Below are 24,305 nucleotides of genomic sequence, written 5' to 3'. Positions count from 1 at the left end.
CCGTCATCTCGGCCCGGTTGGGCCCGCGCCGTCACGCCCGGCGGGCCGGCTCCCGGGACAGCAGCGCACGCAGCGCTCGGACCACGTCGGCCGGGGCCTCCTCGGCCATGAAGTGACCGCAGGTGACCGTCTCGTGCACCAGGTCCGGTGCCCATCCGCGCCACAGCCCGGCGGCGTCGTACCCGAGGGCGGCACCCCAGTCCTGCTGAAGCACGGTCACCGGCATCCGCAGCCGGTTACCGGCCGCCCGGTCGGCCCGGTCGTGGACGACGTCGATGCCGGCGGTGGCCCGGTAGTCGGCGACGATCGAGTCCACCGACGCGCGGGACGCCGCGAGGTACGCCGCCCGGACGTCGGCGGGAATCGCGCCCGGGTCACGGGTCCAGGCGTCCAGGAAGTGGCCGAAGAAGGCGTCGGCGCTCGCCGCGATCATCTGTTCGGGCAGGCCGGGTGGCTGCGCCATCAGGTAAAGGTGGAAGCCGACCGCCGCGTCGACGCCGTGCAGCACGTCCCACATGTCGAGGGTGGGCAGCACGTCGAGGATGGCGAGACGGGTGATCCGTGCCGGATGGTCGAGGCCGGCGCGAATCGCCACGAGGGCACCCCGGTCGTGGCCGGCCAACGCGAACCGGTCGTGACCGAGCGCTCCGGCGAGCGCGACCACGTCGGCGGCCATGGTTCGTTTGGCGTACGCGGTGCCGTCCAGGTCGGCAGGCTTGTCGCTGGCGCCGTAGCCACGCAGGTCCGGCACGATCACCGTGTGGTCGGCGGCCAGGTCGGCGGCGACGTGCCGCCACATCAGGTGGGTCTGCGGGAAGCCGTGCAGCAGTACGATCGGGCTGCCGGAGCCGCCGACTGCGGCGTGCAGTTCCACCCCGTCGGCGACGGGAACGCGCTGCTGGTCGAAGCCGCTGATGCGCGGGGTCATTCCAGGTCCTCCGGATCACATGGGTGTGTCGATCGGCGGTTGCCGGTCGTCGACACCGAGGTTCGCCGCGCCGGATCAGCATCGGATGAGTGCCCGATGAGTGCCGGCGAACCGTCGCCATGATCGGCACTCGTCCTAGAGTGGTCACATGACCAGGCAGGACACGGCCCCGGCGGTGTCCTTCGGGGTGCTCGGTGCGGTCACCGCGTGGGCCGGTGGCGTACCGATCGGTTTGAAGGGCCCCCGGCACCGCGCCGTGCTTGCCCGGTTGCTGATCGCCCGGGGCCGGGTGGTCCCCGTCGACCAACTTCTCGCCGACCTCTGGCACGCGCCGTCGGAAGGGTCGATCGCGGCGATCCGCACCTTCGTGGCCGATCTGCGACGGGCCCTGGAACCGGAGCGGCCGGCCCGCCGACCGGCCCGGTTACTGATCACCACACCCCCCGGGTACGCGCTGCGCGCCCCCGCCGACGCCGTCGACGCCTGGCGGTTCGAAACGGCAGTGGTGGAAGCCGGGCGGCTGCTCGACCAGGGCCGCCCCGAGCGGGCACTGACCGGCCTGGACGACGCGTTCACCCTGTGGCGGGGCCCCGCCTACGCCGGGTACGACGGCGAGAGCTGGGCCCGTGGGGAGATCAACCGCCTCGACGACCTCCGGTTGCTCGGTGGCCAGCGGCGGGCCGAAGCACTGATGGCGCTGGGGCGCGACGTCGAGGCCGCCGGCGTCCTGCGGAGCGACGCCGAGGCGCACCCGCTGCGCGAGGACATCTGGCGGCTGTGGATCGTCGCGCTGTACCGCTCCGGCCGGCAGGGCGAAGCCCTCGCCGCGCTGCGCCGGGTCCGCGACACGCTGGTCGACGAACTCGGCATCGACCCGGGGCCCCGACTGCGTCAGCTCGAAGCCGACATTCTCCGGCAGGCGCCGCACCTCGCCCCGAGCACGCCCACCGCGATGCCGACACCGGTGCCGGCCACCTCTGCCGAGGCTCCGGCCGGGGGCGGCGGCGCGACCCCGGAACGTCCCGATGTACCGCCGGGGCGGCGTCCGTTCGTCGGCCGCGAACCGGAACTGGACCGCCTCGTACGAGTCGCCGCCGGCGCGGCCCGCGACGGCGTGCCGGCCGTCGCCCTGATCTCCGGCGACGCGGGCGCCGGCAAGACCGCCCTGCTCGACACACTCACCCGGTGCCTGTCGGCCGACGGCTGGCTGACCGCCTGGGGTCGCATCCCCGAGTACGACGGGGCGCCGACCGCCTGGCCCTGGACGCAGATCAGCCAGGCGCTGACCGCGACGATCGGGCCGGCACGGCAGGCCGCGCCACCACCGCCGGTCGGCACCGGACCGGTGCCGGACGACGGCGACGGCGACGGCGACGGCGACGGCCGGAGCCTCGAGACGCTGCGGTTCCGGCTGCGACGCGAGGCGGTCGCGCTTGTCGACGCGGCAGCCCGCCAAGCCCCGGTGCTGCTGGTCCTCGACGACCTGCACCGCGCCGACGAGGGAACCCTCGATCTGCTCACCGGGCTGCTCGCCGAGCCCGAACCGGCCAGCGGCCCCGTCATGGTCGTCGCCGCGTACCGCACGTCGCAGGTCGGTGCCGGGCTGACGGCGACGCTGGCCCGGCTCGCACCACGCGAACCGACCCGGGTCTACCTGACGGGCCTGTCCGAGGTGGCGACCGCCGAACTGACCCGGGCGGTCGTCGGACTCGACGTGGACGCCGCCACCCTCAGGTCGATCCACCACCGCAGCGGCGGTAACCCGTTCTTCGTCCGCGAGCTGGCCCGGCTGCTCGCCGCCGAGGGTCCGCAGGCACTTCAGCGGGTACCTGCCGGGGTGCGGGACGTCATCCGGCACCGCCTCACCCAACTGCCGGAGGCCACCCGCACATTGCTACGGCAGGCGGCGGTCGTCGGCCGCGACGTCGACCCGGAGGTGCTCTCGACGTTTACCGGCGAGCGGGAACCGGTCGTCCTCGACGCCCTCGACCAGGCCGAACAGGCCGGCTTTCTCAGCGCGCACGGTCCGGCCGGGCAGTTGCGCTTCACCCACATGCTGGTGCGCGACACCCTCTACGACGACCTGCCGCAAGCCCGCCGCGCCCGGTGGCACGCCGCCGCCGGGGAAGCGATGGAACGGCTGCACCCGCACCAGGCCGCCGCCCTCGCCCACCATTTCACCGCCGCCGGGACCCGGGCCACCGCGGGCCGCGCGGCCCGCTACGCACGGTCAGCCGCCGAGCAGGCCGAGGCGCGGGCCGCCCCGCACGACGCGGTCCGGCTGTGGGAGCAGGCGGTCACCGCGTACGACCGGGCCACCGACGGCGACGTGCACGGCCGGTTGGCGGCGCAGATGGGTCTGGGACGGTCCCTCGCGGTCACGGGTCGGCTGGCGCAGGCCCGCCGGCACCGGGCCGCGGCGATCACCACCGCGCAACGCCTCGACGACCCTGAGCTGCTGGCGGACGTGCTCACCGCCTTCGACGTACCGGCGATCTGGACCCGCAACGATGACGAGCCACTGTCCCGGCAGGTCGCGCTGGCCGTCGAGACCGCGCTGGCGGCCCTGCCCCCGGACGAAGGCACGCGCCGAGGTCACCTGCTGGCCACCCTGGCGCTGGAGTTGCGCGGCAGCACCGGCGACCGCGGCGACCGGGCCGCCCGGGAGGCGGAGGACATCGCCCGGCAGACCGGCGACGTACCGCTGCTCGCGTTGGCGCTCAACGCCCGATACCTGCACACCTTCCACCGGGCCGGGCTGGCGCCGGAGCGGGCCCGGATCGGCGTGGAGCTGGCGGAGGTGGCCCGTTCACGGCATCTGGTGACCTTCGAGGTGCTCGGCCACCTCATCGCCATGCAGGCGTACTGCGCGGTCGGCGACGTGGCCGCGGCCGACGCCAGCGCCACGGCCGCGGACCGCCTCGCCCGACGCTACGAGCTGCCCCTGGTCGGTCTCTTCACCCGGTGGTACGCGGCCCTGCGGCTGTCCATCGAGGGACGACCCGCCGAGGCAAAGGACGCCTATCGGGAGGCGAGTCAGGCCCTGCCCGCCCACGAGCTGCCCGGCATGGCGCAGGGACTGGCCCCGCTGGCGCTGTTCTGCCTGCGCCTGACCACCGGCGGTGACCTGACACCGGGCGAGACGGCCCGCTGGCAGGGCGAGGACTGGGGCCCGTACGAACCCTGGGTCCGCCCGCTGCTGCTGCTCGCCGCCGGTCACCGCACCGAGGCCGCCGAAGCCCTGGAGGCCGTGCCGGACTCGCCGCACGACCTGCTGCGCGAGGCCCGCGGCTGCCTCGTCGCCCGCGCCGCCGTCGCGCTCGACGACCGGGCCCGCATCCGTGCCACGTACGCCGACCTGCTGCCCGCCGACGGCGAGCTGGCCGGTGCCGGCAGCGGGGTGCTCACCCTCGGCCCGGTCGCCCGTCACCTCGACGACCTCGCCGCCGCACTCGGCGACGCCCCGCGGGCAGCGGGCCACCACGCGTCCGGTCGCGGGTGAGTGGCTCAACTCCGCCGCTCCGGCTCGTCCGCGATAGTCACGTCGACCGGGCCGACCCGCAGGATGCCGTCGGTCAACGGGGTGCAGCGGACGCCTCCCCTGCCGCGCAGGCCACGCCACGCGCCGGGGCCGATGGTCACGTCCATCCAGGCGCAGGGGTGTGCCGCCCGGTTCATCCGCAGCCGCACCGGACCCTGGCCCGAGTCGAGCACCAGCACCGAGCCGACCAGGTCGTCCACGGTGATTCCCGTGGTCAGGATGTTGCGCCGAACCTGAGCCAGGCCGGTCCCCGGCGGCAGCGACTCGGCCGCGATGACGGTGACGCTCGCCTGCCGGTGCGCGGCCTTGCCGAAGTACCGGTCCCCCACAATGCCCAACTCGGCCCGGACCTGGATCTCGTCCACCAGCTCATCGGCCGGCGCCGGCTCCGGCCCGTCCGCCGGCCGGCCCACGAACCGGTGCACGGACGAGGCCAGCAACTCGACGATCTCCGGCATTTCCCGACTCTATGCCGGACGCTGCGAGCGGGTCAGGAGAAGCGGCGTCCCTCGTCGCGCCGGTACGCCCAGCCGGCGAGTGCCGCCAGCCCGACGATCCACACCCCGAGCATGATCATGGAGAGCGGCTCGGGCCGGAAGTCACCCACCGCCGTCCACATCAGCTCGACCGCGCCCCGCGTCGGCAGGAACGGTGCGATCGCCTCGATGAACGCGGGTGCCTGCCCGGGTGCGGTGAGCAGACCACCGCCGACTGCCAGCGGGAAGAACACCAGTTGGGCGACCACGATCGCCGCCTTGCTCGGCAGGGCGTACCCGATGGCCAGACCCATCAGCGTGAACGGCACCGACACCAGCGCGACGGTGACGGCGGCGAGCGCGAACCCCGCCGCGGTGGTTCGCGCCTCGGTGAGCAGCGCCGCGATGAGCACCACCGGCAGCAGCGACAAATAGGTCAGGGTCAGGCCGGCCAGCACCCGGCCGGCGAACCGGGGTGCCGGCCCGACCGGCAGGGTCCGCAGGTACGGATCCCACGGCTGAGCACGGTCCTCGGCGACACCGACGCCGTACTGGAAGACGTTCGCGCTGAGCACCGCGAAGGTGACCATGGCGGCGGTGGCGTAGGTGGCGGCGACGGCGTTGTCGCCGACGGCGGGCACCACGAAGAAGAGCATCGCGACGGCGGGAAAGAAGGCGCTGCCGAACACCGCGACCGGGGTCCGGGCGAGTTCCAGCAGTTGATAGCGGGCGTGAGCCAGGGCGTACTGCACGGCGGTCTCCTCAGGCGGTGGTCGGTACGCCGGCTGCCGCCGGGCGGCTGTCGGCGGTGATGGTGAGGAACGCCTCCTCCAGTGAGGTGGGTCGGACCTCCAGGTCGCGGAAGGCCACACCGGCGGTGACCAGATCGCGGACCAGTTGGTCGGCGTCGCCGGTGAGCAGGTGGATCCGCTCCCGGTCCCGTTCCACCCGGACCACGTTCGGCAGGGTCGGCAGATCGTCGGCGGTCAGGCTGACCCGGCGCAGGCCGACCACGCCGCGGATGGCGGCGACGCTGTCGTCGGCGAGCACCCGGCCCTGCCCGATGACCACCACCCGCTGGGCCAGCGCCTCGATCTCCTCCAGGTAGTGGCTGGTGAGCAGGACCGTGCCGCCGTCGGCGTGGAAGGCGCGGATCGCGTCCCACAGCGCGTGCCGGGCCTCGACGTCGAGGCCGGTGGTCGGCTCGTCGAGCAGCACCAGCCGGGGCCGACCGACGAAGGCCAGCGCCACCGCCAGCCGCCGCCGCTGCCCCCCGGACAGCCCGCCGGTCTGCCGCCGGGCCAGATCGGTCAGTCCGAACCGGTCGAGCAGTTCGGCCCGCGGAACCGGGTCGGGAAAGTGCGCGCCGACGAAGTCGACCACCTCACCGACGCGTAGCGAACCGGGCAGCCCGGTCTCCTGTGGAGTGACCCCGACCGACCGCCGGCAGGCGGGGTCGCGGGGATCGCCGCCGAACAGCAGCACCCGACCACCGGTGGGGCGGCGCAGCCCGACGAGCAGGTTGAGCAGGGTGCTCTTGCCGGCTCCGTTCGGCCCGAGGAGGCCGACCAGTTCCCCGGCCGGCACGTCCAGGTCGACCCGGTCGAGGGCCAGGACGTCACCGTAGCGTCGGGTGGCCTGCTCGGCCCGGGCGAGAATCATGGTGTCTCCTTGGAATCAGCGGGTGCGAGCAGCGCACGGATCGCCTCCGTGTACTCCTCGAAGGCCAGGCGACCGCGACGGGTGAGAGCGATCAGGGTGACCGGGGTACGACCTCGGTGGGTCTTGGTGACAGCGACGTAGCCGGCTTCCTCCAGCCGTCGCAGATGCACCGAGAGGTTCCCGGCGGTCATCCCGAGGACCTCCTGCAAGCGGGGAAAGGTCACCTGGTCACACTCGGGCAGGGCGGACAGGGAGGCGACCACCCGCAGCCGCGCCTGGGCGTGGATGACCGGGTCGAGTTCGGTCATTGCCGGCCTCGGCGACGCAGCCAGCCGAGCATCCCGGCGAGCAGCATCCCGCCGCCGCCGGCCACCGAGACGATCAGGGCGTGCCAGCCGGGGCCGGCAACGGTGCCGAGCAGGTTGACCACGGTGATCCCGACACCGAGCAGGAACAGCGGACGGTCCAGCCAGATCGCGCCGCCGGCCATGTGCAGGATACCGGTCAGTCCCACCGCGAAGGCCGACCAGAGCAGGCCGACGAGGTCCGGCGGGAGACTGTCGGAGAGCCGGCCGGCGAGCACGAAGAGGGACAGGAAGCCCAGCCCCCAGGACCAGCCGTACCAGGCGCCGCGCCGGGCGGAGTCCCCGGTCACCTGCCCGTACGCCCGCGCTCCGGCCATCGCGGTGACGGCACCGGCGGCGGCCAGCAGGACGAACAACGTGGTCAGTGGCAGCCAGGAGGGCATCTCGACCAGGGGCGCGTCACCCGGCGAGTAATAGAGGAAGTGCAGCCCGAAGCCGATCAGCCAGGCCAGCCCCCAGGGCCAGTAGTAGGCGCGCGGGTCCGGCTCGAACTGGCGGGCGGCGGTCGCCCGCTGCTCGTCGATAAGTCGCAGGGCGGCGGCCGGGTCCTCGGGTGGCAGGTCATCGTCGGTGATCACGCAAACTACTTTAAGATGCAAAGTCAAGCGTGCCGACGGCGGCCCCACCCGGAGACCCGGCGCACCGCGTTGGGCTGCGGACCGGTCGGCGTCCGCGGCCCAACGTGATCCCGTATCAGCGTCCGCAGGTCACGGTGATCCCCTGCGGCACCGTGCTGGCCGACGCGAGCAGCCCGAACGTGGTGGTGCCGCCCGGCGCCACGGTGCCGTTGTACGGCGCGTTCCGGACCGCGACGTCGGCGCCCTCGCTGTCGGGCACGCCACCCCATACCGACTGGATCCGCTCGTCGCCGGACCACCGCCACCGCACGAGCCAACCATCGAGGGCCTCACTGCCGGTGTTGCTCACGGTGACCGTGGCGACGAAGCCGCTGCTCCAACGGGCGTCGATCGTGGCCGTCGCGCCGCACCCGGACAGAGGTTCCGTCCGCGCCGGCCCCCCGATCACGTACGGGTCACGCCGGGCCTCGACGTCACTGAACCGGAACCAGTACTCGGTGTCCGGGGTCAGTCCGTCGAGCGTCACCTGACCGTTGCGCTCCAGCCCGGTGACCGCCTCGGCCACCGGGTTCTGCCACTTCGCCGCGTCGTCACGGCTGGTGAAGAGCAGGACGGTCATCGGCAGGTCGTAACCGCAGGGTGGGCCACTGAACATCAGGGAGTAGCTGATCGTGACGGTGGTGGCGGTGGTCCCGGTGACCATGCCGGTGATCGGCAGTGCCGGCGGGCACGCCACCGTCGGGGTCGGGGTCGGGGGCGGGGGCGAGGGCGGACTCGAGCTCGGGGTCGGAGTCGAGGGCGGACTCGGGCTCGGGGTCCACAGGGGGGCCGAGGTCGGGGCGGCCGGGGTGTCGGCGGCACCGGCCGCCGTGATCCCGGCGACAGCAGCCAGGGTCACCGCGGTCAGCACCACGCCGAACGTACGAAGCATCCGTTACCTCCAAAAGGGACGGCGACCGGCAGGATCGGCTGAGTCAGCCGACGGCCGGTAGGTTGTCGGGCGCCGACCGCCGGACCGCTGACGGCGTCGCCAGCAGACGTCACGGCGACGGCACGCGAACGACAGGGCTGCCCGGACGCGTGGCAGTAACGGCGCGCCCACGCCCGTCGAGCGACCGCATCGGCTCCCAGATACGGTCGATGAGCCGAGTCTCTCAGTCGACGTTCCTCGATACAACCGCCGGCCGACCGGACCGGAGCCGGACGATGCTATCGGCCACCCCCGGCGGTCCCCTCAACCAGCGCCTGGCGCATCCGGTTGATCTCGACACCCTGCTCCACCACGACGCTGCCGGCCAGTTCGTTGACGGTCACGTCGGAGCCGAGCGTCAATGCCTCCTTGCCCATGTCGATCGCGCCCTGGTGATGGTCGGTCATCATGTCGACGAACATGCGATCGAACTCGGCGCCGCGGGCAGCGGTGAGCCGGTTCAGTGCCTCCGCCGACTGCATGCCGGACATGCCGTGCCGATGGTCGCCACCGGAGTCCCGGTCGAGGCCCCGGTCGGCCAACCACGCCTCCAGCACCTTGATCTCCGGCCCCTGGGCGGCCAGAATCCGATCCGCGATGATCTTCAGTTGCGGGTTCTCACCCCGCTCCGGTGCCAACCGGGCCATCACGAGCGCCTGCTCGTGGTGCGGGATCATCATGGTGACGAAACGGACGTCCGCGTTGTTGTGCGGTGGGCGCGGCCTCGCCGACATCTCGTTCGCCGGCAGCGACCTCGCCGGCTCGCCGGGGCGTCCAGGCATCAGCACCGGCGCGGTGGCGTCCGGGATGCCCGGCAGCTCGATCGGCGCGGGGGTGCTCGACGTCGCCGCCGGCTGCGGGTCGCCGTCCGGCCACCGGAGAACCAGCGTCACCCCGACGGCCAGCACCGCCAGCACCACCAGCTCGATCAGCACCCACCTGCGCGATCGTCCGAGCAGTTCCCGGACCCGTACACCCAGCACCACGTGACTCCCACCGTCGGTCGAGGTTGGCGGGATGTTAGCGCGGGACTGACCTGCGGCGGGAGGGCCGAGGCCGGCGAAGCGAGAGCGCGTACGACTCGGACCTGGCATTCCGGCCTCGTCCTGGGACGCCCGGAGCTGGTCGGCCCTACGCATGCGCCCCGCGGTGGCCCTTGACCGCAGACCGTGATCGGCTTAGCTTCATCGATCAGGAAGGTATCTTAACTGATTTCGCCCACCCCGCCTGGGAGTGCCGATGCGATCATCCCGTCCCCGCCGCCTCACCGCCCTCGTCGCACTGACCACCCTGCTCGTCACCGCCGCGCCGCCGGCCGCCGCCAACGCCAGCGGCAATCCGGGTCGCAGCAGCGGCTACCACCGGGTCGGCTACTTCACCCAGTGGGGCATCTACGGCCGGGCGTTCCCGGTGAAGAAGCTCGACACCTCCGGCGCGGCGAGCCGCCTCACCCACGTCAACTACGCCTTCGGCAACGTCAGCGAGGACGGCCGGTGCTACGTGGACGGCGGCCCGGGTGAGGGCGACGCCTGGGCCGACTACCAGCGTCCCGTCCCGGCGGAGGAGAGCGTCGACGGGGTCGCCGACGCCTGGGGCGAACCACTCAACGGCAACTTCGGCCAGTTGGCCAAGCTGAAGGCCAAGCACCCCGACCTGAAGGTGATGATCTCGCTGGGTGGGTGGAGCTGGTCCACGTACTTCTCCAACGCCGCCCGCACGGACGCCTCCCGTCGAGCCTTCGTCTCCTCCTGCATCGACCTCTACCTCAAGGGCAACCTGCCGATCCTCGACGGTGGCAGCGGCGGCCCCGGTGCCGCCGCAGGTGTGTTCGACGGCATCGACCTCGACTGGGAGTGGCCCAACTGGCCCGGTGAACCCGGCAACGTCATCCGCCCCGAGGACCGGGAGAACTTCACCAAGCTGCTCGCCGAGTTCCGCCGGCAGCTCGACGCGTACGGCCGGCAGACGCGGCGCCACCACCCGCTTACCGCCTTCCTCCCGGCCAACCCGGCCACCATGGACGCCGGCTACGAGGGACGCAAGATCTTCAAGTACCTCGACTTCGCCACGGTGCAGGGCTACGACTTCCACGGCACCTGGGAGGCGGTGACCAACCAGCAGTCGGCGCTGCGCGTACCGAACGGCGCACCGGACGACCCGGACTTCTCCGTCGAGGTGGCCATCGACGGCTGGATCGCCCGCGGGGCGCCCCGGCACAAACTGGTCCTCGGCATCCCCTACTACGGCCAGGGCTGGACCGGCGTCACCGGCGGCGGCAACGGGCTGTTCCAGCCGGCCACCGGGCCCGCGCCGGCCACCCACGCCGCCGGGTTCGAGGACTACAAGCAACTCAGGAACCTGGCCCGGGACGGCTTCACCGTCCACCGCGACCTGCGCGCCGGGCACGCCTGGCTGTTCGACGGCACGACCTTCTGGACGTACGACGATCCGGTGGTCGTGTTGCAGAAGACGCTGTACATCCGCCGGGCCGGCCTCGGCGGGGCGATGATCTGGTCACTCGACGGCGACGACGACCACGCCACCCTGACCAGGACGATCAGCCTGGGGCTCACCACCCGATAGCCGTACCGTTCCCCGGCCGCCGTCGCGCACCGGCGGCGGCCGGGCGGCGGGCGCTCACCCGAGGATGCCCTCGTGCAGCGCGCGGAGCACCGCGTTCGTGCGGTCCCGCGCGCCGAGCTTGGTGAGAATCGTGGAGACGTGGTTCTTGACGGTGCCCTCGGCGAGGAACAGCCCCTCGGCGATCTCCCGGTTGCTGTAGCCGTGCGCCACGAGCCGCAGCACCTCATGTTCGCGTTCGGTGAGTCTCTGCACCGGCGGCGCCTGCGGTCCGGCCGGGGACGGCCCGGAGCGGATCGCCCGCAGCATCCGGTCGGTGATCGACGGGGCGATGAGCGTGCCGCCGTCGGCGAGCGTACGGATGGCCCGGGTGAGCTGGTCCAGCGTGACGTCCTTCAGCAGGTAGCCCCGGGCACCCGCGCGCAGCGCCGCGAGCACGAGTTCGTCGTCGTCGAACGTGGTCAGCACCAGCACCGGAATGTCGACGCCCTCCGCGCGTAGCCGTTCCAGCGCCCAGATCCCGTCGAACCGGGGCATCCGCAGGTCGAGCAGGATCACATCGGGGGCGGTACGCGCGACGACCGGGAGCGCGGCCCGGCCGTCGTCGGCCTCGCCGACCACGTCGATCCCGGCGACCTCCAGCAGCCCGCGAATGCCCTGCCGGATGAGGGTCTGGTCGTCGACCACCACCACCCGGGTCATCGCGCCGGCACCCGCGCGGTCACCCGGAACCCGTCGCCCCCGTCCACGGACAACTCACCACCGAGGGCGGCGAACCGCTCGCCCAGGCCACGCAGCCCGTTGCCGAGCGCCGGTTCCGGTGCTCCGCGACCGTCGTCGCGGGCGTCCAGCACGGTCTCCCGTTCGTCACCGGTCACCGAGATCCGCAGGGTACGCGCGTCGGCGTGCCGGATGGTGTTGGTGACGATCTCCTGAGTGGCCCGGACGAACGCCGCGCTGTCGTCCTCGTCGATCCGCACCGCCGGGGACACGTCGATGGTCACGTCGAGACCGGGCAGGTCCTGCGTCACCCGACGCAACGCCTGCTCCAGATCGGGGCTTTCGGTGCGCAGCCGCCCGACCGTGGCCCGCACGTCGCCGAGCAGGTCCCGGGCGACCTGGTCGGCCCGCTCAAGGTGGGTACGCACGGCCGGACCCTCCAGGTGACGGGCGGTCTCCAGCTCCAGGGTCAGCACGGTCAACTGGTGGCCGATCAGGTCGTGCAGTTCGCGGGAGATGCGCAGCCGTTCCGCCGTGGCGGCCGAGTCCGAGAGCAAGACGCTGGCGGCCTGCAACTCGACGTGCGCCTCGGCCAACTCACGGCGCATCCGCTGCTCCCGCAGCAGGGTGACCGAGCTGAGCAACGTCGCCACCTGGATGAGCAGATAGAAGATCAGGAGCATGACGGCGTCAGCCGGAGCCCGCGTCATCGACGCCGCACCGAACGTGATCACCAGAGTGTTGGCGACCACGACCGCCAGACCCACCGGCAGCGGCACCACGTACACACTCACCGCGGCGGTGAGGACCAGCAGCACCGGCAGGAGTCCCAGGTTCGATGCGGTCAGCAGTAGGGCCCAGGCGGCGGCGACGGTCACGGCAAACGCCGCGTACCGCACCACCCGGGACACGCGGGTGGCGACCGAGACGAGCAGGGCAGCCAGGTACGCGGCGAACAGCGCGATCCACCAGCCGCGCGGGATTGTGGTACCGAGAGCTCCGAAGATCCCGGGGCCGGCGACGGCGAACGCGACCACGAGCATCGCGAGGCCGGACCATTCGTCTGTCCCGACGCGTCGCATGATCCCCACTCTAGGTCGGGCCGTGGCGAGCCCACCTGTGCCGAAAGTAATGCCCGCAGGTGATGACTTTCGGGACCCGACACCGGCCGGGCCCGTTCGTAGCGTCGAGGCATGAACAGCACCGAACCGGCGATCCTCGCCGAGCAGCTCGCCAAGAGCTACCGCGGCACCCGGGCGGTCGTCGACGTGAGCCTGCGGGTCGAGGTCGGCGAAGCGGTCGGGGTGGTCGGCGCCAACGGCGCGGGCAAGACGACGACCGTCGAGATGATCGCCGGGCTACGCGTACCCGAACGGGGGCGGGTACGCGTACTCGGCCTCGATCCGCGCCGGGACCGGGCGCGGCTGCGGCAGGTCCTCGGCGTGCAGTTGCAGCAGGCCCACCTGCATCACGCGCTCCGGGTCACCGAGTTGGTCGACCTCTACCGCAGCTTCTACCCCGATCCCCGGCCCACCGGTGAACTGCTCGACCTGGTCGAGCTGACCGGACAGCGCCGGACCAGCTTCGACAAGCTCTCCGGCGGGCAACAGCAGCGGCTCTCCATCGCCCTCGCCATCGCCGGGCGACCCCGGGTGGTGATCCTCGACGAACTGACCACCGGGCTCGACCCGACGGCACGACGCCGAATGTGGGGCACGGTCGAACGACTCCGATCCGAAGGGGTAAGCGTGCTGCTCGTCAGTCACACCATGGAGGAGGTCGAGCGGCTCTGCGACCGGGTCGTGGTACTCGACGCCGGCCGGGTCGTCGCGCTCGACACCCCGGCGGGCCTGATCGCACGCGCCGGCACCACCACCCTCGACGATGCGTTCGTCGCGCTCACCGGCCGACAGTTGGCGGAGGAAACCGCATGAGCACACTCGTCGAGGCCCGTCGGCCCGGGCTGCGCTCGCTGGTCACCCTGATCGGGTGCGAGGCGAAGATGGTCGTCCGGGACACGGCCGGGCTGGTGGTCCCCCTCTGCCTGCCGTTACTGATCATGCTGACCAGTGCCTCCACCGCGAGCCGGACGGTCGTCGCCAACGGGCGCACCGCGCTGGACCTCTACGTCCTGCCACTCGTGTTCGCCATGGTCATCGCGATCATCGGCATCATCAACATGCCGAGCTTCCTCGCCTACTACCGACGCTCCGGGATCCTCCGGCGGCTCGGGGTCACCCCCGCGTCGCCGGCCATGGTCCTCGCCGCGCAGGCCGTCGTCAGCGTCCTCCAGGCGCTAGTCGGCATCACGGCCGCCCTGGTCGTGGCGTTCCTGGCCTTCGGCGCCGACCCGCCCGCCAACCTCGGCACGGCAGTCGGAGTGGTCGCGCTCGCGATGGCGGCAATGTACAGCACCGGCATGATCGTGGCGGCGGTCGCGCCCACCCCCAACTCCGCCGTCGCCATCGGCCTGGTCGCCTTCTTCATCCTCGGCGCCCTCGGTGGCATGTTCGGCGGCCGCGACGCCCTGCCCGAGGCGCTCGCCGAGGTCGGCGGCTGGCTGCCGTTCGGCGCAGCCGTCGAGGCCCTGTCGTCCGCATGGGCCGGCACCGCGGTGCCGGCGGCGAACCTGATCGGCCTCGGCGCGACGGTCGTCGTCGGAGCCGTGGTCGCGGGTCTGCTGTTCCGGTGGGAGTGACCCGTCACGGTCCCGCCGGACGGCGGCCGGACGGCCAGGCCGGTCGGTCAGGACGGCTCAGCGGTCAGCAGGTAGTCGTCCGCCTCGGTGCTCCACCGCAGGCCCACGGCCCCTTCCGTGGCGGCGGCCTTGCAGAACTGCAGAAAGCCTCGGTAGCCCAGCTTCTTCTCGCTGAAGTCCGGCCGCACCCGACGGAGCTGATTCTTCAGGCCGGACAGGGCCACCTCGCCGGTCTCGCCACCGAGATCGCGGACCACGGAACCGAGCAGCGCGAACGCCGTCTCCCGGTCGCCGTGTTCCGGCAGGGAGACCTCCGGGTCGCCCTTGGCGGGGCCCTCCGCCAGCTCGATCACCCGCAGTTCGGCCAGGTGGCGCAGCAGTTCACCGAAGGTGCGGAACCCGTGGTCGGACTCGCTGAAGGTGGGATCCTTACGCAACAGGGTCCGCTTCAACCGCGAGGCGGTCACCTCCCCACCGGAACTGCCCTGCAGACCGGCGACGGTCTGCGCGACGAGGACGGCGAGCGCGTCCGCGTCGCGGGCCGGCTCCTCGGTCGGCGGCGCCTCGATCTCCACCTGCTCGACGGGCTGCGGCTCCGGCTCGGCCAGCCGGGTCGGGCGGGTGCGCCGGCCCCGCGTCGGCAGGGTCTCGACGCCCTCCAAGCGGTCGTAGAAGAGGAACTCGTCGCACGCCGGTGGCAGCAGGGCCGAGGTGGAGTTCTCCACCCCCACACCGATCACCTGCTTGTTGAGTTCGCGGAGCTTGTGCACAAGCGGCGTGAAATCGCTGTCGCCGGTGCAGAGGACGAAGGTCGAGATGTACCCGCGTTCGAAGGCCAACTCGATCGCGTCGACGGCCATCTTGATGTCGGCGGCGTTCTTACGGGTGGCACCCATCCGCTGCGGAATCTCGATCAGCTCGACATGCGAGCGGGTCAACATCCGCCGGTCCTCGTCGAAGTACGACCAGTCGGCGTACGCCCGACGCACCACCACCCGGCCGCGCTCGGCCAGCGCGTCGGCGATCGGTCGAAAGTCGAACATCGCCCCGCCGTGGTGGTCGCGCACCCCCAACGCCAGGTTCTCGTAGTCCAGAAACAGGGCGATCCGGTCCTCATGCTCCACCCGGGCAGCGTACGTCGGCGCGGACGTGACCGGGCCGGGGCAGGTGGCACCGCGCCGGTACGGGACCGTCACGGGTAGCGGCTACCATCGCCCGATGGATCTTCGCGGCACGATCAGCCCGGACCGTCCGCTGCTCGTCCTGGCCATCGCCGAGGAGGCCGTGTACCTCGACACGGAGCTTCCGGTGCTGCTGACCGGGATGGGAAAGGTCAACGCCGCAGCCGCGGTCGCGGCGACGCTGGCCCGCTTCCCGCTGCCGTCGGTACTGGTCAACCTCGGCACCGCGGGCGCACTGCACCCGGGTTGGACCGGCACCCACGAGGTCGGCAGTGTCCTCCAGCACGACCTGGACACCGAGTTCATCCGTCGGCTCACCGGCCAGACCGTCGGCGCCCCGCTGACCCTGGGCGACGGCCCGACGCTGGCCACCGGTGACCAGTTCATCGCCGACGACGAGGCCCGCGCGGCCCTGGGCCGCCGTGCCCACCTGGTGGACATGGAGGGGTACGCGGTGGCGTCGACGGCGCACGCGTTCGGCGTACCGGTGCGCATGGTGAAGCAGGTCAGCGACGAGGCCGGGGCCGGGGCGGAACGCAGCTGGCAGGAGTCCGTCGACGGCTGCGCCCGGCTGCTCGCCGGCTGGGTACGGGACAACCTCTGACCGTCGTATCCCGGGCCGATCCACAGCGTGTGTCCGGCGGTGAGCGGCACGTTTGGCGCAGCGAGGTCCGGGTAGCCGCGGTACTGCGGCTACGGATTGGAACGGGTCATGGAGTTGTCGGCGCGCACGACGATCATCATGCGGAGTGGTATCCGAGGGGTCATCGCCGCGATGGCGATGTCCGGGCTACGCCAGGCCACCACCTCCCTCAATCTCGTGCAGAGTTCGCCGCCGAAGTCGGTGATGGAAAAGCTGGTGCCCGGACTACTCGACCGGTTGCCCGGCGATCAGCACCCGGCGGCCCTGGCGGTGGCCCACTGGAGCTACGGGCTCGGTGCCGGGCTGGCCTTCGGCGCACTTCCGAAACGCCTACGTCATCGGATCTGGGTCGGCCCGCTCTACGGCATGGTGCTGCTGCTCGGCTTCCACGCCACCATCGCGCCGGCCCTCGGCATCGACCGGCGGCTGACCGACTGGCACGAACAGTTGGCCCTGATCGCCGACCATCTCCTGTACGGCATCGTGGTGGCCGGCTTCCCGATGCCGCACCGGGACTGAGCACCACAACCAGCCACCCGTCCCACCCTTGGCGGCCCGGCCCACCCACCGTGGCGGCCCTGCCGACGCGGCGCACGCCACGTCGGCAGGCCGGTGCCGGGTCAGGCGCCGCCGGCCAGGTCGCGCCGGCGGAAGGCGGCCACGGCCACCTGGGCGAAGGCGCCGGCGAGCACGGTCAGCACCACCACCGCGACCACGCTGACGTCCTCCAGCGGGTACTCCCCCACGTGCTCGAACGGCGACAGCCGCAGCACGCTCTCGGGAAGCTCCAGGATCGGGGCGAAGTAGCCGGCGATCAGCCCGTAGCCGAGCACCACCCAGATCACCGGTAGCGTCCTCGGTGCCGCCGCGTAGAGCAGGGCCGCAGCCGCGAGGACCAGCCAGACCGCCGGGGTGTGCGCGAGATGGCCGACCAGCACGTCACCGAGCAGACCCGCGTCGCCGGTGCTCGCCGCCGCGCCGACGCCCATGCCCGCAGCGGCGACCAGCAGCAGCCACGGTACGCCGAGCGCCACGACGGCGAGGTGACTGCCGATCCAGGCGGTCCGGCTGACCGAGGTCGCCAGCACCGGCTCGGCCCGTCCCTCAGTCTCCTCGGCACGCAGCGACTGCACGGCGAGTACCGCGTAGACCCCGACGACGAGCGCCATGGTCAGGCCCATCATGCCGAGGTAGCCGGCGAGCAGGTCACCCGAACCACCACCCATGACTTCGACCAGATCCTCAGGTGCGTTCTCGAAGCCGTCGAGCAGGGGCTGGGTGAACGAACCGTAGGCCACGCCGGCCACCAGCAGCGCCCCGCTCCAGCCGATCAGGCTCGCCCGGTGCAGCCGGAACGCGAACGCGAACGGACCGGCCAGCCAGCTCGCGGCCCGTGGCGAACCCGGGCGGGGCGGCACCAGGCCGGCGCCGAAGTCGCGCCGCGCCGACAGGACGTAGCCGATGACGGCGGTCGCCGCCGCGAAGGCCAGCGACACGGCCAACGGCCACCAGCGATCGTGGACGTACGCGGCGGTCTGCTGGGACCAGCCGATCGGCGACAGCCAGGACAGCCAGGACGGCCCGCTGCCCTGCACCGCCGCCATGTCACCGAGACCGCGCAGCACGAACGCGGCACCGAGCGCCGCCCCGGCCAGGCCGGCGGCCGCGCGCGGGTACTCCGACAACTGGACGGTGACCGCGGCGATGCCGGCGAAGGCCAGCGCCACCGCACCGACGGAAGCGCCGAACAGCATCGACCCACCCGCGTCGAAGCCGCGGCCCGCCATCATCACACCGATCAGCAGGGCCACCAGCACCGCCATCACGGCGGTGAGGGTCAGTGCGGCGGTCAGTTGGGCGTGCCGACCGACCACGTTGGCGCGGACCAGTTCGGCGCGGCCGGTCCGCTCCTCGGTGCGGGTGTGCCGGACCACGGTGAGCAGGCCCATCAGACCGGCACCGATCAGCACGTAGAGGCCGTACTGACCGGCGAGGAAACGTTCGATGGTCAGGTCGTCGAAACCGAAGCCGGGTCCACCGAACAGGGCTCCGGCGGGGCTGCTGGTGAAGGCGGTCAGCCCCGCCAGATCCTCCGGAGTCTGCGCGATGGTGTCCAGCGCGGCGGCGAAGTACGTCATCAGCAGCGGCAGACCGAGCGTCCAGGCGGGCAGCCGGATCCGGTCGCGGCGCAGCATGAACCGCAGCAGGCCACCGGTCCCGGTGACGGCGGTGCCCGTGCCGGTGCCGGCCGGTGCCGCGCGGTCGAGCGTCGTCGCGGTCATCACGCCACCTCCCCGGCTCCGTTGTGGACGAGCTGGTCACCGTAGTGCCGCAGCAGTAGCTGCTCCAGCGTCGGCGGCCGGACGGTCAGTCCCTGTACACCGAGGTCACCGAGTTCGCGTACCACGACGGCGAGTTGGTCGCCGTCGACCTCGAAGCGGACCTGACCGTCGTCGGTGCGCAGGCCGTGCACGCCGGCCAGGTCGGCCAGACCGTCGGCCGGCCGGTCGGTGACGGCCTCGACCGAGGTACGGGTGAGGTGACGCAGCTCGGTCAGCGAGCCGGTCTCGACGATCTTTCCCTGTCGGATGATCGAGATCTGGTCGGCGAGCACCTCGACCTGGGCGAGGATGTGACTGGACAGCAGCACGGTGCGCCCGGCGTCCTTGACCTCGCGGATGCACTCCTGGAAGACCGCCTCCATCAGCGGGTCCAGCCCGGCGGTCGGCTCGTCGAGCAGGAGCAGCTCGACATCGCTGGCCAGTGCCGCGATGAGTGCCACCTTCTGCCGGTTGCCCTTGGAGTAGGTGCGGCCCTTCTTGCTCGGGTCGAGGTCGAAGCGCTGGCACAGCTCGTCCCGGCGGACCGGGTCGGTGCCGCCGCGCAGCCGGGCGAACAGGTCGATCGCCTCGCCGCCGGTGAGGTTGGGCCACAGCTCCACGTCGCCGGGCACGTAGGCGAGCCGTCGGTGCAGGGCGACCGCGTCGGCCCAGGGGTCGCCGCCGAGCAGCCGGGCCCGCCCCCCGTCGGCGCGCAGCAACCCGAGCAGGATCCGGATGGTGGTGGACTTGCCGGCGCCGTTGGGGCCGAGGAAGCCGTGCACGGTGCCGGATTCGACCCGCAGGTCGAGCCCGTCCAGTGCCTTGACCCGGCCGAAGGACTTGTCGAGGTGGTGGATGTCGATGGCAGCAGTCATGGTTGTTGACCTCGTTCGAGGATGCCCCGAGGCGTCCCGGGGTGCGATGTGGTCGATCGACGGATCCGGGGCAGCGCCGCACGGATCCGTTGTGGTTCGCGGTGGTACGCGGATGAGTGGGCCACGCCGCAGCGTGGTGGCGGTTCAGCTCGCCGTACCGTCCGGGTCGGCGGCGTTCGGGGAGGCCGACGGCGGGTCCGGCACGTACATCAGGTATTCGTCGAGCATCGACCGGTCGACGAGCAGCCCCTCGGTGAACAGTTCCAGCGCCGGCAGGGTGAGCTCTTCCATGTAGCGCCGGAACAGGGCGGGGAACTTCTCGGGTTCCGCGTCGCCACCGTGCAGGGTGAACCAGAGCAGCATGCTGCCGGTCGCCTGGTAGGCCAGGTAACGGGTGCGGGCGGCTCGGTCACGGCTGGGCCGCACGACCCCGGCCGCCTCCCCCGCGGACAGGTACGCCTCGGCGTCGCTGATCATGTGCTCGATCAGCTCGGCCGCCAGTTCCCCGCCGGCCTGCATGCTGCGCAGCAGGTACAACACCATCGGCGCGAACTGCTCGACCTGGGCCATCTGCGCCAGCAGCATCGTCCCGGTGCCGTCGGTCAGCGCCTTCTTCTTCTCCCGGCGCATGAACTCCAGCACCCGCTCGTCGCAGGCGCGGCGCAGCCCGTCCTTCGAGCCGAAGTGATGAACAATCAGACCGGCGGTCACCCCGGCGTCCGCGGCGATGGTGCGCAGCCCGGCCCGGAAGCCGTCGCGGCCGAATCGGACGATAGCGGCGTCACGGATGCGGCTCGCGGTGGCCAACTCGCCGCCGCGCTCCTCCGAAGCTCCGCTCAAGGACGTCACAACACCAGATTAAACACTTGTTCAATCGCCCGGCAAGGCCCGGCGACCGGCAATCCTGCGAGACGCCTGAGAATGACCTGATGACCTCGCTCACCATCCGCGAACGTCAACCGGCTGACCTGCCCGGCTGCGTCGACCTGCTGGCCGAGGTGCACCGCGTCGACGGCTATCCACTCAACTGGCCGAGCGATCCGACGCGCTGGTTGTGCCCGCCGGAGTTGTGGCATGCGTGGGTCGCTGCGGCCGACGACGGTGCTCTGGTGGGGCACCTTGCCGCCCATCGCACCCCACCGACCGCGCACGACGCTCCCGCCCGTGCGTCGGTGGAGCTGGCCCGGCTGTTCGTCGCGCCCGACTTCCGCCGCCGTCGGGTCGGTGCCAACCTGCTTCGTCAGGCGCGGGAGTGGGCGGCGGACCGGCGGCTGGGCCTGATCCTGGAGGTCGTCGACCAGGGCCGCTCACCAGCCGTCGCGCTGTACGAGCGCGAGGGCTGGCGACACGCCGCCACCGAGACCGCCAGTTGGTGCGCCCCGGACGGCTCGGCGGTCACCCTCCGCCGGTTCGTGCTGCCCGTCGCAGATCCCCAGGCCAGGGACGGCCCGGCCGAGGGTGATCCGGCTGAGGGCGAACCGGCCAGTCACTGACAGTCAGCTCCGAAAAGCCACTCACCTTCTGAGGTCTCATGTCACTCGGACATGAATATGTCCCACTGACATGAGACCTCAGAGTCGATCCGCCTTCGGCCCTCAGTCGGGCTCGAGGGCCGGGATCTCGCGGAGACCACCCTCGTCGAGGCGCAGCCACCGCTCGACGCCGATGTCGCGCAGGAAACGTTCGTCGTGGCTGACCACCACGAAGGCACCCCGGTAGGCGTGCAACGCGTTCTCCAACTGGCCCGCGCTGACCAGGTCGAGGTTGTTCGTGGGCTCGTCGAGCAGCAACAGGTGCGGTGCCGGCTGGGCGTACAGGACACAGGCCAGGGTGGCGCGCAGGCGCTCACCGCCGGAGAGGACGCCGACCGGCAGCTGGGCGCGGGCACCCCGGAACAGGAACCGGGCCAGCAGGTTCATCCGCTCCGACTGCGGACGGTCCGGGGCGTACGCGGTGAGGTTCTCCAGCACGGTGCGGTCCGCGTCGAGCAGGTCCAGCCGCTGCGACAGGTACGCCACCCGACCGTCGGCCCGACGCACCTGCCCGCCCTCCGGATCCAGGTCGCCGAGCAGCAGCCGCAGCAGGGTGGACTTGCCGACGCCGTTGGGGCCGGTAAGCGCGATCCGTTCCGGGCCGCGGATGGTCAGGTCGACGCCGTCCCCGGCGAACAGCGCCCGGCCGCCGTACCGGACCTGCATCCGCTGCCCCTCGACCAGGGTGCGGCCGGCCGGGACGTCGGTCTCCGGCAGTTCCAACGCCAACGTCTGATCCTCCCGCAGCGCCCGGCCGGCCTCGTCGAGGCGGGACTGTGCGTCGCTGACCCGGCTGGCGTGCGCCTGCTGGGCCCGACCCGCGGACTCCTGGGCACTGCGCTTGAGCCCACCGGCCACGATCCGGGCCAGGCCCGCGTTGCCGAGGTTGCGGGCAGCGTTGCCGGCCCGCCGCTCGGCGCGTTCGCGGGCCTGCTGCATCTCCCGCTTCTCCCGCTTGACCTCCAACTCGGCGCTGCGGACCTGGCGCTCCGCCAGCTCCCGGGCAGCCCGTGACGCCTCCTCGTAGGCGGTGAAGTTCCCGCCGAACATGCGCAGCTGCCCGCCGTCGAGCTCGGCGATGCGGTCCATCCGGTCCAGCAGCATCCGGTCGTGGCTGACCAGCAGCAGGCAGCCGGACCAGCTTTCCAGCACCGTGTACAGCCGGTGCCGGGCGTCGATGTCGAGGTTGTTTGTCGGTTCGTCCAGCAGCAGCACGTCGGGACGCCGGAGCAGCTGCGCGGCCAGGCCGAGGGAGACCACCTGCCCGCCACTGAGGGTGTGCAGGCGACGATCCAACGCCACCTCGCCCACACCCAGCCGGTCGAGTTCGGCGCGACTGCGCTCCTCGACGTCCCAGTCGTCACCGACCGCGGCGAAGTTCTCCTCGCTGGCGTCGCCGGCCTCGATCGCCCGCAACGCGGTCAGGGCCGGGGCGACACCCAGCACTTCCGCCACGGTCAGGTCACCGGTCAGCGGAAGGTTCTGCGGCAGGTAGCCGAGCACCCCCTCGACCGTCACGCCACCGCCGGTGGGTACGAGATCACCGGCGATCAGCCGCAGCAGCGTCGACTTGCCGGCGCCGTTCGGCGCAACCAGGCCGGTACGACCCGGCGGCACGGTGCAGGACAGGTCCCGGAACACCGGGGTGTCGTCGGGCCAGGAAAAGGACAGATTCGTGCAGACGACGCACACGTCGGACATCGAAGAAGACCTCGGATGGGAAGCCGGGGACACAGCGCCCCGGTCAGGCAGACAGGGCCACGACACGACAGGCCGCCGTCACGGCGGCAGGGCTGCTCACCCTGAGATGTCGTCGTCCCCCGAAAGCATGCCGCGCTCCTCGCTCCGTACGTGGCGGTTGGTCCGCAGGGGCAAGCCTAACAAGTGCCGGCCCGCTCGGCGTCGAACCCGCCGAGCCCCGAACCCCGGCGGGTGTCGCCGATCAGGACCGGATTCGGTCGCGTACCCGGAGGTAGAGCAGCGCCGCGCCGGTCACCGCCACCGGCCAGAGCAGCCAGACGCCGGTCATGACCAGGAGGAACAGCACCACACCGATGGTCGCGGCGGCGGCGTAGAAGGCGGCGCTGCGGCGGGGTAGCAGCCGCAGCGCCGCTGCGACACCGATCACGTAGACGGTGATGAAGGAACCGGTCGCGAGCAGCACCAGCGGGTGGGTGCCGAGCCCGGTGAACAACACCGCGCCCAGCGCGAGGAACGCCAGGGTGGCGGTGACGGCCAGACTGCGGCGGGGCACCTCGCCGGCCACGCTGCCCCGGGCGAGCCAGTCGGGCAGCGCACCGTCCCGGCCGAGCGCCGCACCGAGCTTCGCCGCTCCGGCGTAGTAGGCGTTCATCGCACCGAAGGTGAGCAGCAACGCCGCCCCGGCGACCAACCAGCGGGCGTCGCCGCCGAGCGCGACCGCGAACAGATCGCCCAGCGGTGCCGCCGACCCCGCCGCCGCCGAACCCAGCACGGCCACGGTCGCGAAGGCCACCGCCAGATACAACGCACCGACCACGACGACCGCGGCGGCGGTGGCCCGGGGAAGGTCCCGCTCGGGACGGCGGAACTCGCCCGTCAAGTGGGTGATCGCCTCCCACCCGACGAAGCTCCACATCAGCAGCGCCGCCGCGGGGCCGACGGCCGGCAGGCCGTACGGAGCGAAGGTCGTGAAGTTCGCGGCGTCCGCGTGCGGCAGCGACAACAGCACCGCCAGCAGCAGGAACGCGACAAGCACCCCGGCGAGCGCGAGCTGCACCCGCCCGGCGAGTTGGACACCGGAGTGGTTGGTGACGGTGACCGCGACCATCAGCAGCACGGCGGTGACCGCGACGGTGAGCGTACCGCCGCCGATCGCTGCCTCGACGTAGGCGGCGCCGAACAGCGCCGCCGCGGATGCGCCCGGCGGCACCGCGAAGTAGAAACACCACCCGGCGACGGCCGCCGCCCGCGGTCCGAAGGCCATCCGGGCGTACGTCGAGACGCCACCGGCGTCCGGGTGGCGGGAACCGAGCGCGGCGAACGTGGCCGCCAGAGGAGCGGAGACGATCACGAGCAACAGCCAGGCGAGCAGCGAGGCGGGGCCGGCGACCTCCGCCGCCAGGGCGGGAAGCGCGATCACTCCGGTACCCAGTACGGCACCGACGTATAGCGCGGCGCCCTGGGTGGCGGTCAGCCGACCGCCGGTCACCGGCGTGGCACGGGTCTGCGTCATGTGATCACCGTCGTCCCGGCC

General features: G+C 72.1%; 22 protein-coding genes and 2 pseudogenes. 7 read left to right on the top strand and 17 right to left on the bottom strand.

The window, feature by feature from the left end:
* Positions 1–31: 31 nt before the first annotated feature.
* Positions 32–928, bottom strand: a complete 897-nt coding sequence (locus ACFY2A_RS19085) for an alpha/beta fold hydrolase (protein ID WP_387173179.1) — start codon at positions 926–928, stop codon at positions 32–34.
* Positions 929–1,076: 148 nt separating this feature from the next.
* Between ACFY2A_RS19085 and ACFY2A_RS19080 the strand changes: the two genes are divergently transcribed.
* The gene (locus tag ACFY2A_RS19080; protein WP_387173177.1) at positions 1,077–4,430 is read left to right on the top strand and encodes a BTAD domain-containing putative transcriptional regulator; all 3,354 of its coding nucleotides are present in this window, start codon (positions 1,077–1,079) and stop codon (positions 4,428–4,430) included.
* A 5-nt stretch (positions 4,431–4,435) separates the two neighbouring features.
* Here ACFY2A_RS19080 and ACFY2A_RS19075 read toward each other — a convergent pair whose 3' ends face one another.
* The 7 genes from ACFY2A_RS19075 to ACFY2A_RS19045 form a co-directional block, all read right to left on the bottom strand.
* Positions 4,436–4,927: a molybdenum cofactor biosysynthesis protein gene (locus ACFY2A_RS19075; protein WP_387173175.1), complete on the bottom strand. Its 492-nt coding sequence runs from the start codon at positions 4,925–4,927 to the stop codon at positions 4,436–4,438.
* 32 nt (positions 4,928–4,959) lie between these two features.
* Positions 4,960–5,697 (bottom strand): ABC transporter permease, encoded by a 738-nt coding sequence (locus ACFY2A_RS19070; protein WP_363925045.1) that lies wholly within the window; start codon positions 5,695–5,697, stop codon positions 4,960–4,962.
* Positions 5,698–5,707: 10 nt separating this feature from the next.
* Positions 5,708–6,607 carry an ABC transporter ATP-binding protein gene (locus ACFY2A_RS19065; RefSeq protein WP_387173173.1) on the bottom strand — a complete coding sequence of 300 codons (900 nt, stop codon included), beginning with the start codon at positions 6,605–6,607 and terminating at the stop codon, positions 5,708–5,710.
* Positions 6,604–6,915, bottom strand: coding sequence for a transcriptional regulator (locus ACFY2A_RS19060; RefSeq protein WP_363925043.1), 312 nt, complete (start codon positions 6,913–6,915; stop codon positions 6,604–6,606). Before ACFY2A_RS19060 ends, ACFY2A_RS19065 begins: the two co-directional genes overlap by 4 nt.
* Complete coding sequence (locus ACFY2A_RS19055) at positions 6,912–7,550, bottom strand: transporter (protein WP_387173171.1); 639 nt, start codon at positions 7,548–7,550, stop codon at positions 6,912–6,914. Before ACFY2A_RS19055 ends, ACFY2A_RS19060 begins: the two co-directional genes overlap by 4 nt.
* Positions 7,551–7,665: 115 nt before the next feature.
* On the bottom strand, positions 7,666–8,481 hold the full coding sequence (locus ACFY2A_RS19050) for a cellulose binding domain-containing protein (protein ID WP_387173169.1): 816 nt from the start codon (positions 8,479–8,481) through the stop codon (positions 7,666–7,668).
* A gap of 278 nt (positions 8,482–8,759) precedes the next feature.
* On the bottom strand, positions 8,760–9,503 hold the full coding sequence (locus ACFY2A_RS19045; protein ID WP_387173167.1) for a DUF305 domain-containing protein: 744 nt from the start codon (positions 9,501–9,503) through the stop codon (positions 8,760–8,762).
* Positions 9,504–9,759: 256 nt separating this feature from the next.
* Between ACFY2A_RS19045 and ACFY2A_RS19040 the strand changes: the two genes are divergently transcribed.
* Complete coding sequence (locus ACFY2A_RS19040; RefSeq protein ID WP_387173165.1) at positions 9,760–11,103, top strand: glycoside hydrolase family 18 protein; 1,344 nt, start codon at positions 9,760–9,762, stop codon at positions 11,101–11,103.
* A 54-nt stretch (positions 11,104–11,157) separates the two neighbouring features.
* On the opposite strand, the gene ACFY2A_RS19035 is transcribed toward ACFY2A_RS19040, so the two are convergent.
* Positions 11,158–11,802, bottom strand: a complete 645-nt coding sequence (locus ACFY2A_RS19035; protein WP_387173163.1) for a response regulator — start codon at positions 11,800–11,802, stop codon at positions 11,158–11,160.
* Positions 11,799–12,902 (bottom strand): sensor histidine kinase, encoded by a 1,104-nt coding sequence (locus ACFY2A_RS19030; protein WP_387173161.1) that lies wholly within the window; start codon positions 12,900–12,902, stop codon positions 11,799–11,801. The genes ACFY2A_RS19035 and ACFY2A_RS19030 overlap by 4 nt, the downstream gene beginning before the upstream one ends.
* 111 nt (positions 12,903–13,013) lie before the next feature.
* On the opposite strand from ACFY2A_RS19030, the gene ACFY2A_RS19025 reads away from it, so the two are divergent.
* Both ACFY2A_RS19025 and ACFY2A_RS19020 read left to right on the top strand, forming a co-directional pair.
* A complete protein-coding gene (locus tag ACFY2A_RS19025) occupies positions 13,014–13,754 on the top strand; it encodes an ABC transporter ATP-binding protein (RefSeq protein WP_363925036.1) in 741 nt (246 codons plus the stop codon).
* Positions 13,751–14,518, top strand: coding sequence for an ABC transporter permease (locus tag ACFY2A_RS19020; protein WP_387173158.1), 768 nt, complete (start codon positions 13,751–13,753; stop codon positions 14,516–14,518). The genes ACFY2A_RS19025 and ACFY2A_RS19020 overlap by 4 nt, the downstream gene beginning before the upstream one ends.
* A 47-nt stretch (positions 14,519–14,565) precedes the next feature.
* On the opposite strand, the gene ACFY2A_RS19015 is transcribed toward ACFY2A_RS19020, so the two are convergent.
* On the bottom strand, positions 14,566–15,642 hold the full coding sequence (locus ACFY2A_RS19015) for a PIN domain-containing protein (protein WP_363925034.1): 1,077 nt from the start codon (positions 15,640–15,642) through the stop codon (positions 14,566–14,568).
* 94 nt (positions 15,643–15,736) lie between these two features.
* Here ACFY2A_RS19015 and ACFY2A_RS19010 point away from each other — a divergent pair, with 94 nt between their 5' ends.
* Together ACFY2A_RS19010 and ACFY2A_RS19005 are read left to right on the top strand one after the other, a co-directional pair.
* Positions 15,737–16,303 (top strand): nucleosidase, encoded by a 567-nt coding sequence (locus tag ACFY2A_RS19010; protein ID WP_387173156.1) that lies wholly within the window; start codon positions 15,737–15,739, stop codon positions 16,301–16,303.
* A gap of 138 nt (positions 16,304–16,441) precedes the next feature.
* Complete coding sequence (locus tag ACFY2A_RS19005; RefSeq protein WP_387173154.1) at positions 16,442–16,861, top strand: hypothetical protein; 420 nt, start codon at positions 16,442–16,444, stop codon at positions 16,859–16,861.
* A 101-nt stretch (positions 16,862–16,962) separates the two neighbouring features.
* Here the strand turns inward: ACFY2A_RS19005 and ACFY2A_RS19000 are convergent, their stop codons facing one another.
* From ACFY2A_RS19000 to ACFY2A_RS18985, 4 genes and pseudogenes are all read right to left on the bottom strand, one after another.
* Positions 16,963–18,624: an ABC transporter permease gene (locus ACFY2A_RS19000; protein WP_387173152.1), complete on the bottom strand. Its 1,662-nt coding sequence runs from the start codon at positions 18,622–18,624 to the stop codon at positions 16,963–16,965.
* Complete coding sequence (locus tag ACFY2A_RS18995) at positions 18,624–19,538, bottom strand: ATP-binding cassette domain-containing protein (RefSeq protein WP_387173150.1); 915 nt, start codon at positions 19,536–19,538, stop codon at positions 18,624–18,626. The genes ACFY2A_RS19000 and ACFY2A_RS18995 overlap by 1 nt, the downstream gene beginning before the upstream one ends.
* Before the next feature lie 144 nt (positions 19,539–19,682).
* Positions 19,683–20,168: a hypothetical protein gene (locus ACFY2A_RS18990; protein WP_387173407.1), complete on the bottom strand. Its 486-nt coding sequence runs from the start codon at positions 20,166–20,168 to the stop codon at positions 19,683–19,685.
* A 33-nt stretch (positions 20,169–20,201) separates the two neighbouring features.
* Positions 20,202–20,387: pseudogene (locus tag ACFY2A_RS18985) on the bottom strand (TetR family transcriptional regulator); the annotation flags it as partial.
* Between the two features lie 80 nt (positions 20,388–20,467).
* Here ACFY2A_RS18985 and ACFY2A_RS18980 point away from each other — a divergent pair.
* On the top strand, positions 20,468–21,031 hold the full coding sequence (locus ACFY2A_RS18980) for a GNAT family N-acetyltransferase (RefSeq protein ID WP_387173148.1): 564 nt from the start codon (positions 20,468–20,470) through the stop codon (positions 21,029–21,031).
* A gap of 102 nt (positions 21,032–21,133) precedes the next feature.
* Here the strand turns inward: ACFY2A_RS18980 and abc-f are convergent, their stop codons facing one another.
* Together abc-f and ACFY2A_RS18970 are read right to left on the bottom strand one after the other, a co-directional pair.
* A complete protein-coding gene (abc-f, locus tag ACFY2A_RS18975; RefSeq protein WP_387173146.1) occupies positions 21,134–22,771 on the bottom strand; it encodes a ribosomal protection-like ABC-F family protein in 1,638 nt (545 codons plus the stop codon).
* A gap of 222 nt (positions 22,772–22,993) precedes the next feature.
* A pseudogene (locus ACFY2A_RS18970) lies at positions 22,994–24,284 on the bottom strand (APC family permease); the annotation flags it as partial.
* Between the last annotated feature and the right edge of the window lie 21 nt (positions 24,285–24,305).

Source organism: Micromonospora sp. NPDC000442 (assembly GCF_042898635.1).
In the GTDB taxonomy this organism is placed as follows: Bacteria; Actinomycetota; Actinomycetes; order Mycobacteriales; family Micromonosporaceae; genus Micromonospora.
Note: the sequence above shows the minus strand (reverse complement) of the source record. Positions and strands in the feature narration are given on the sequence as shown.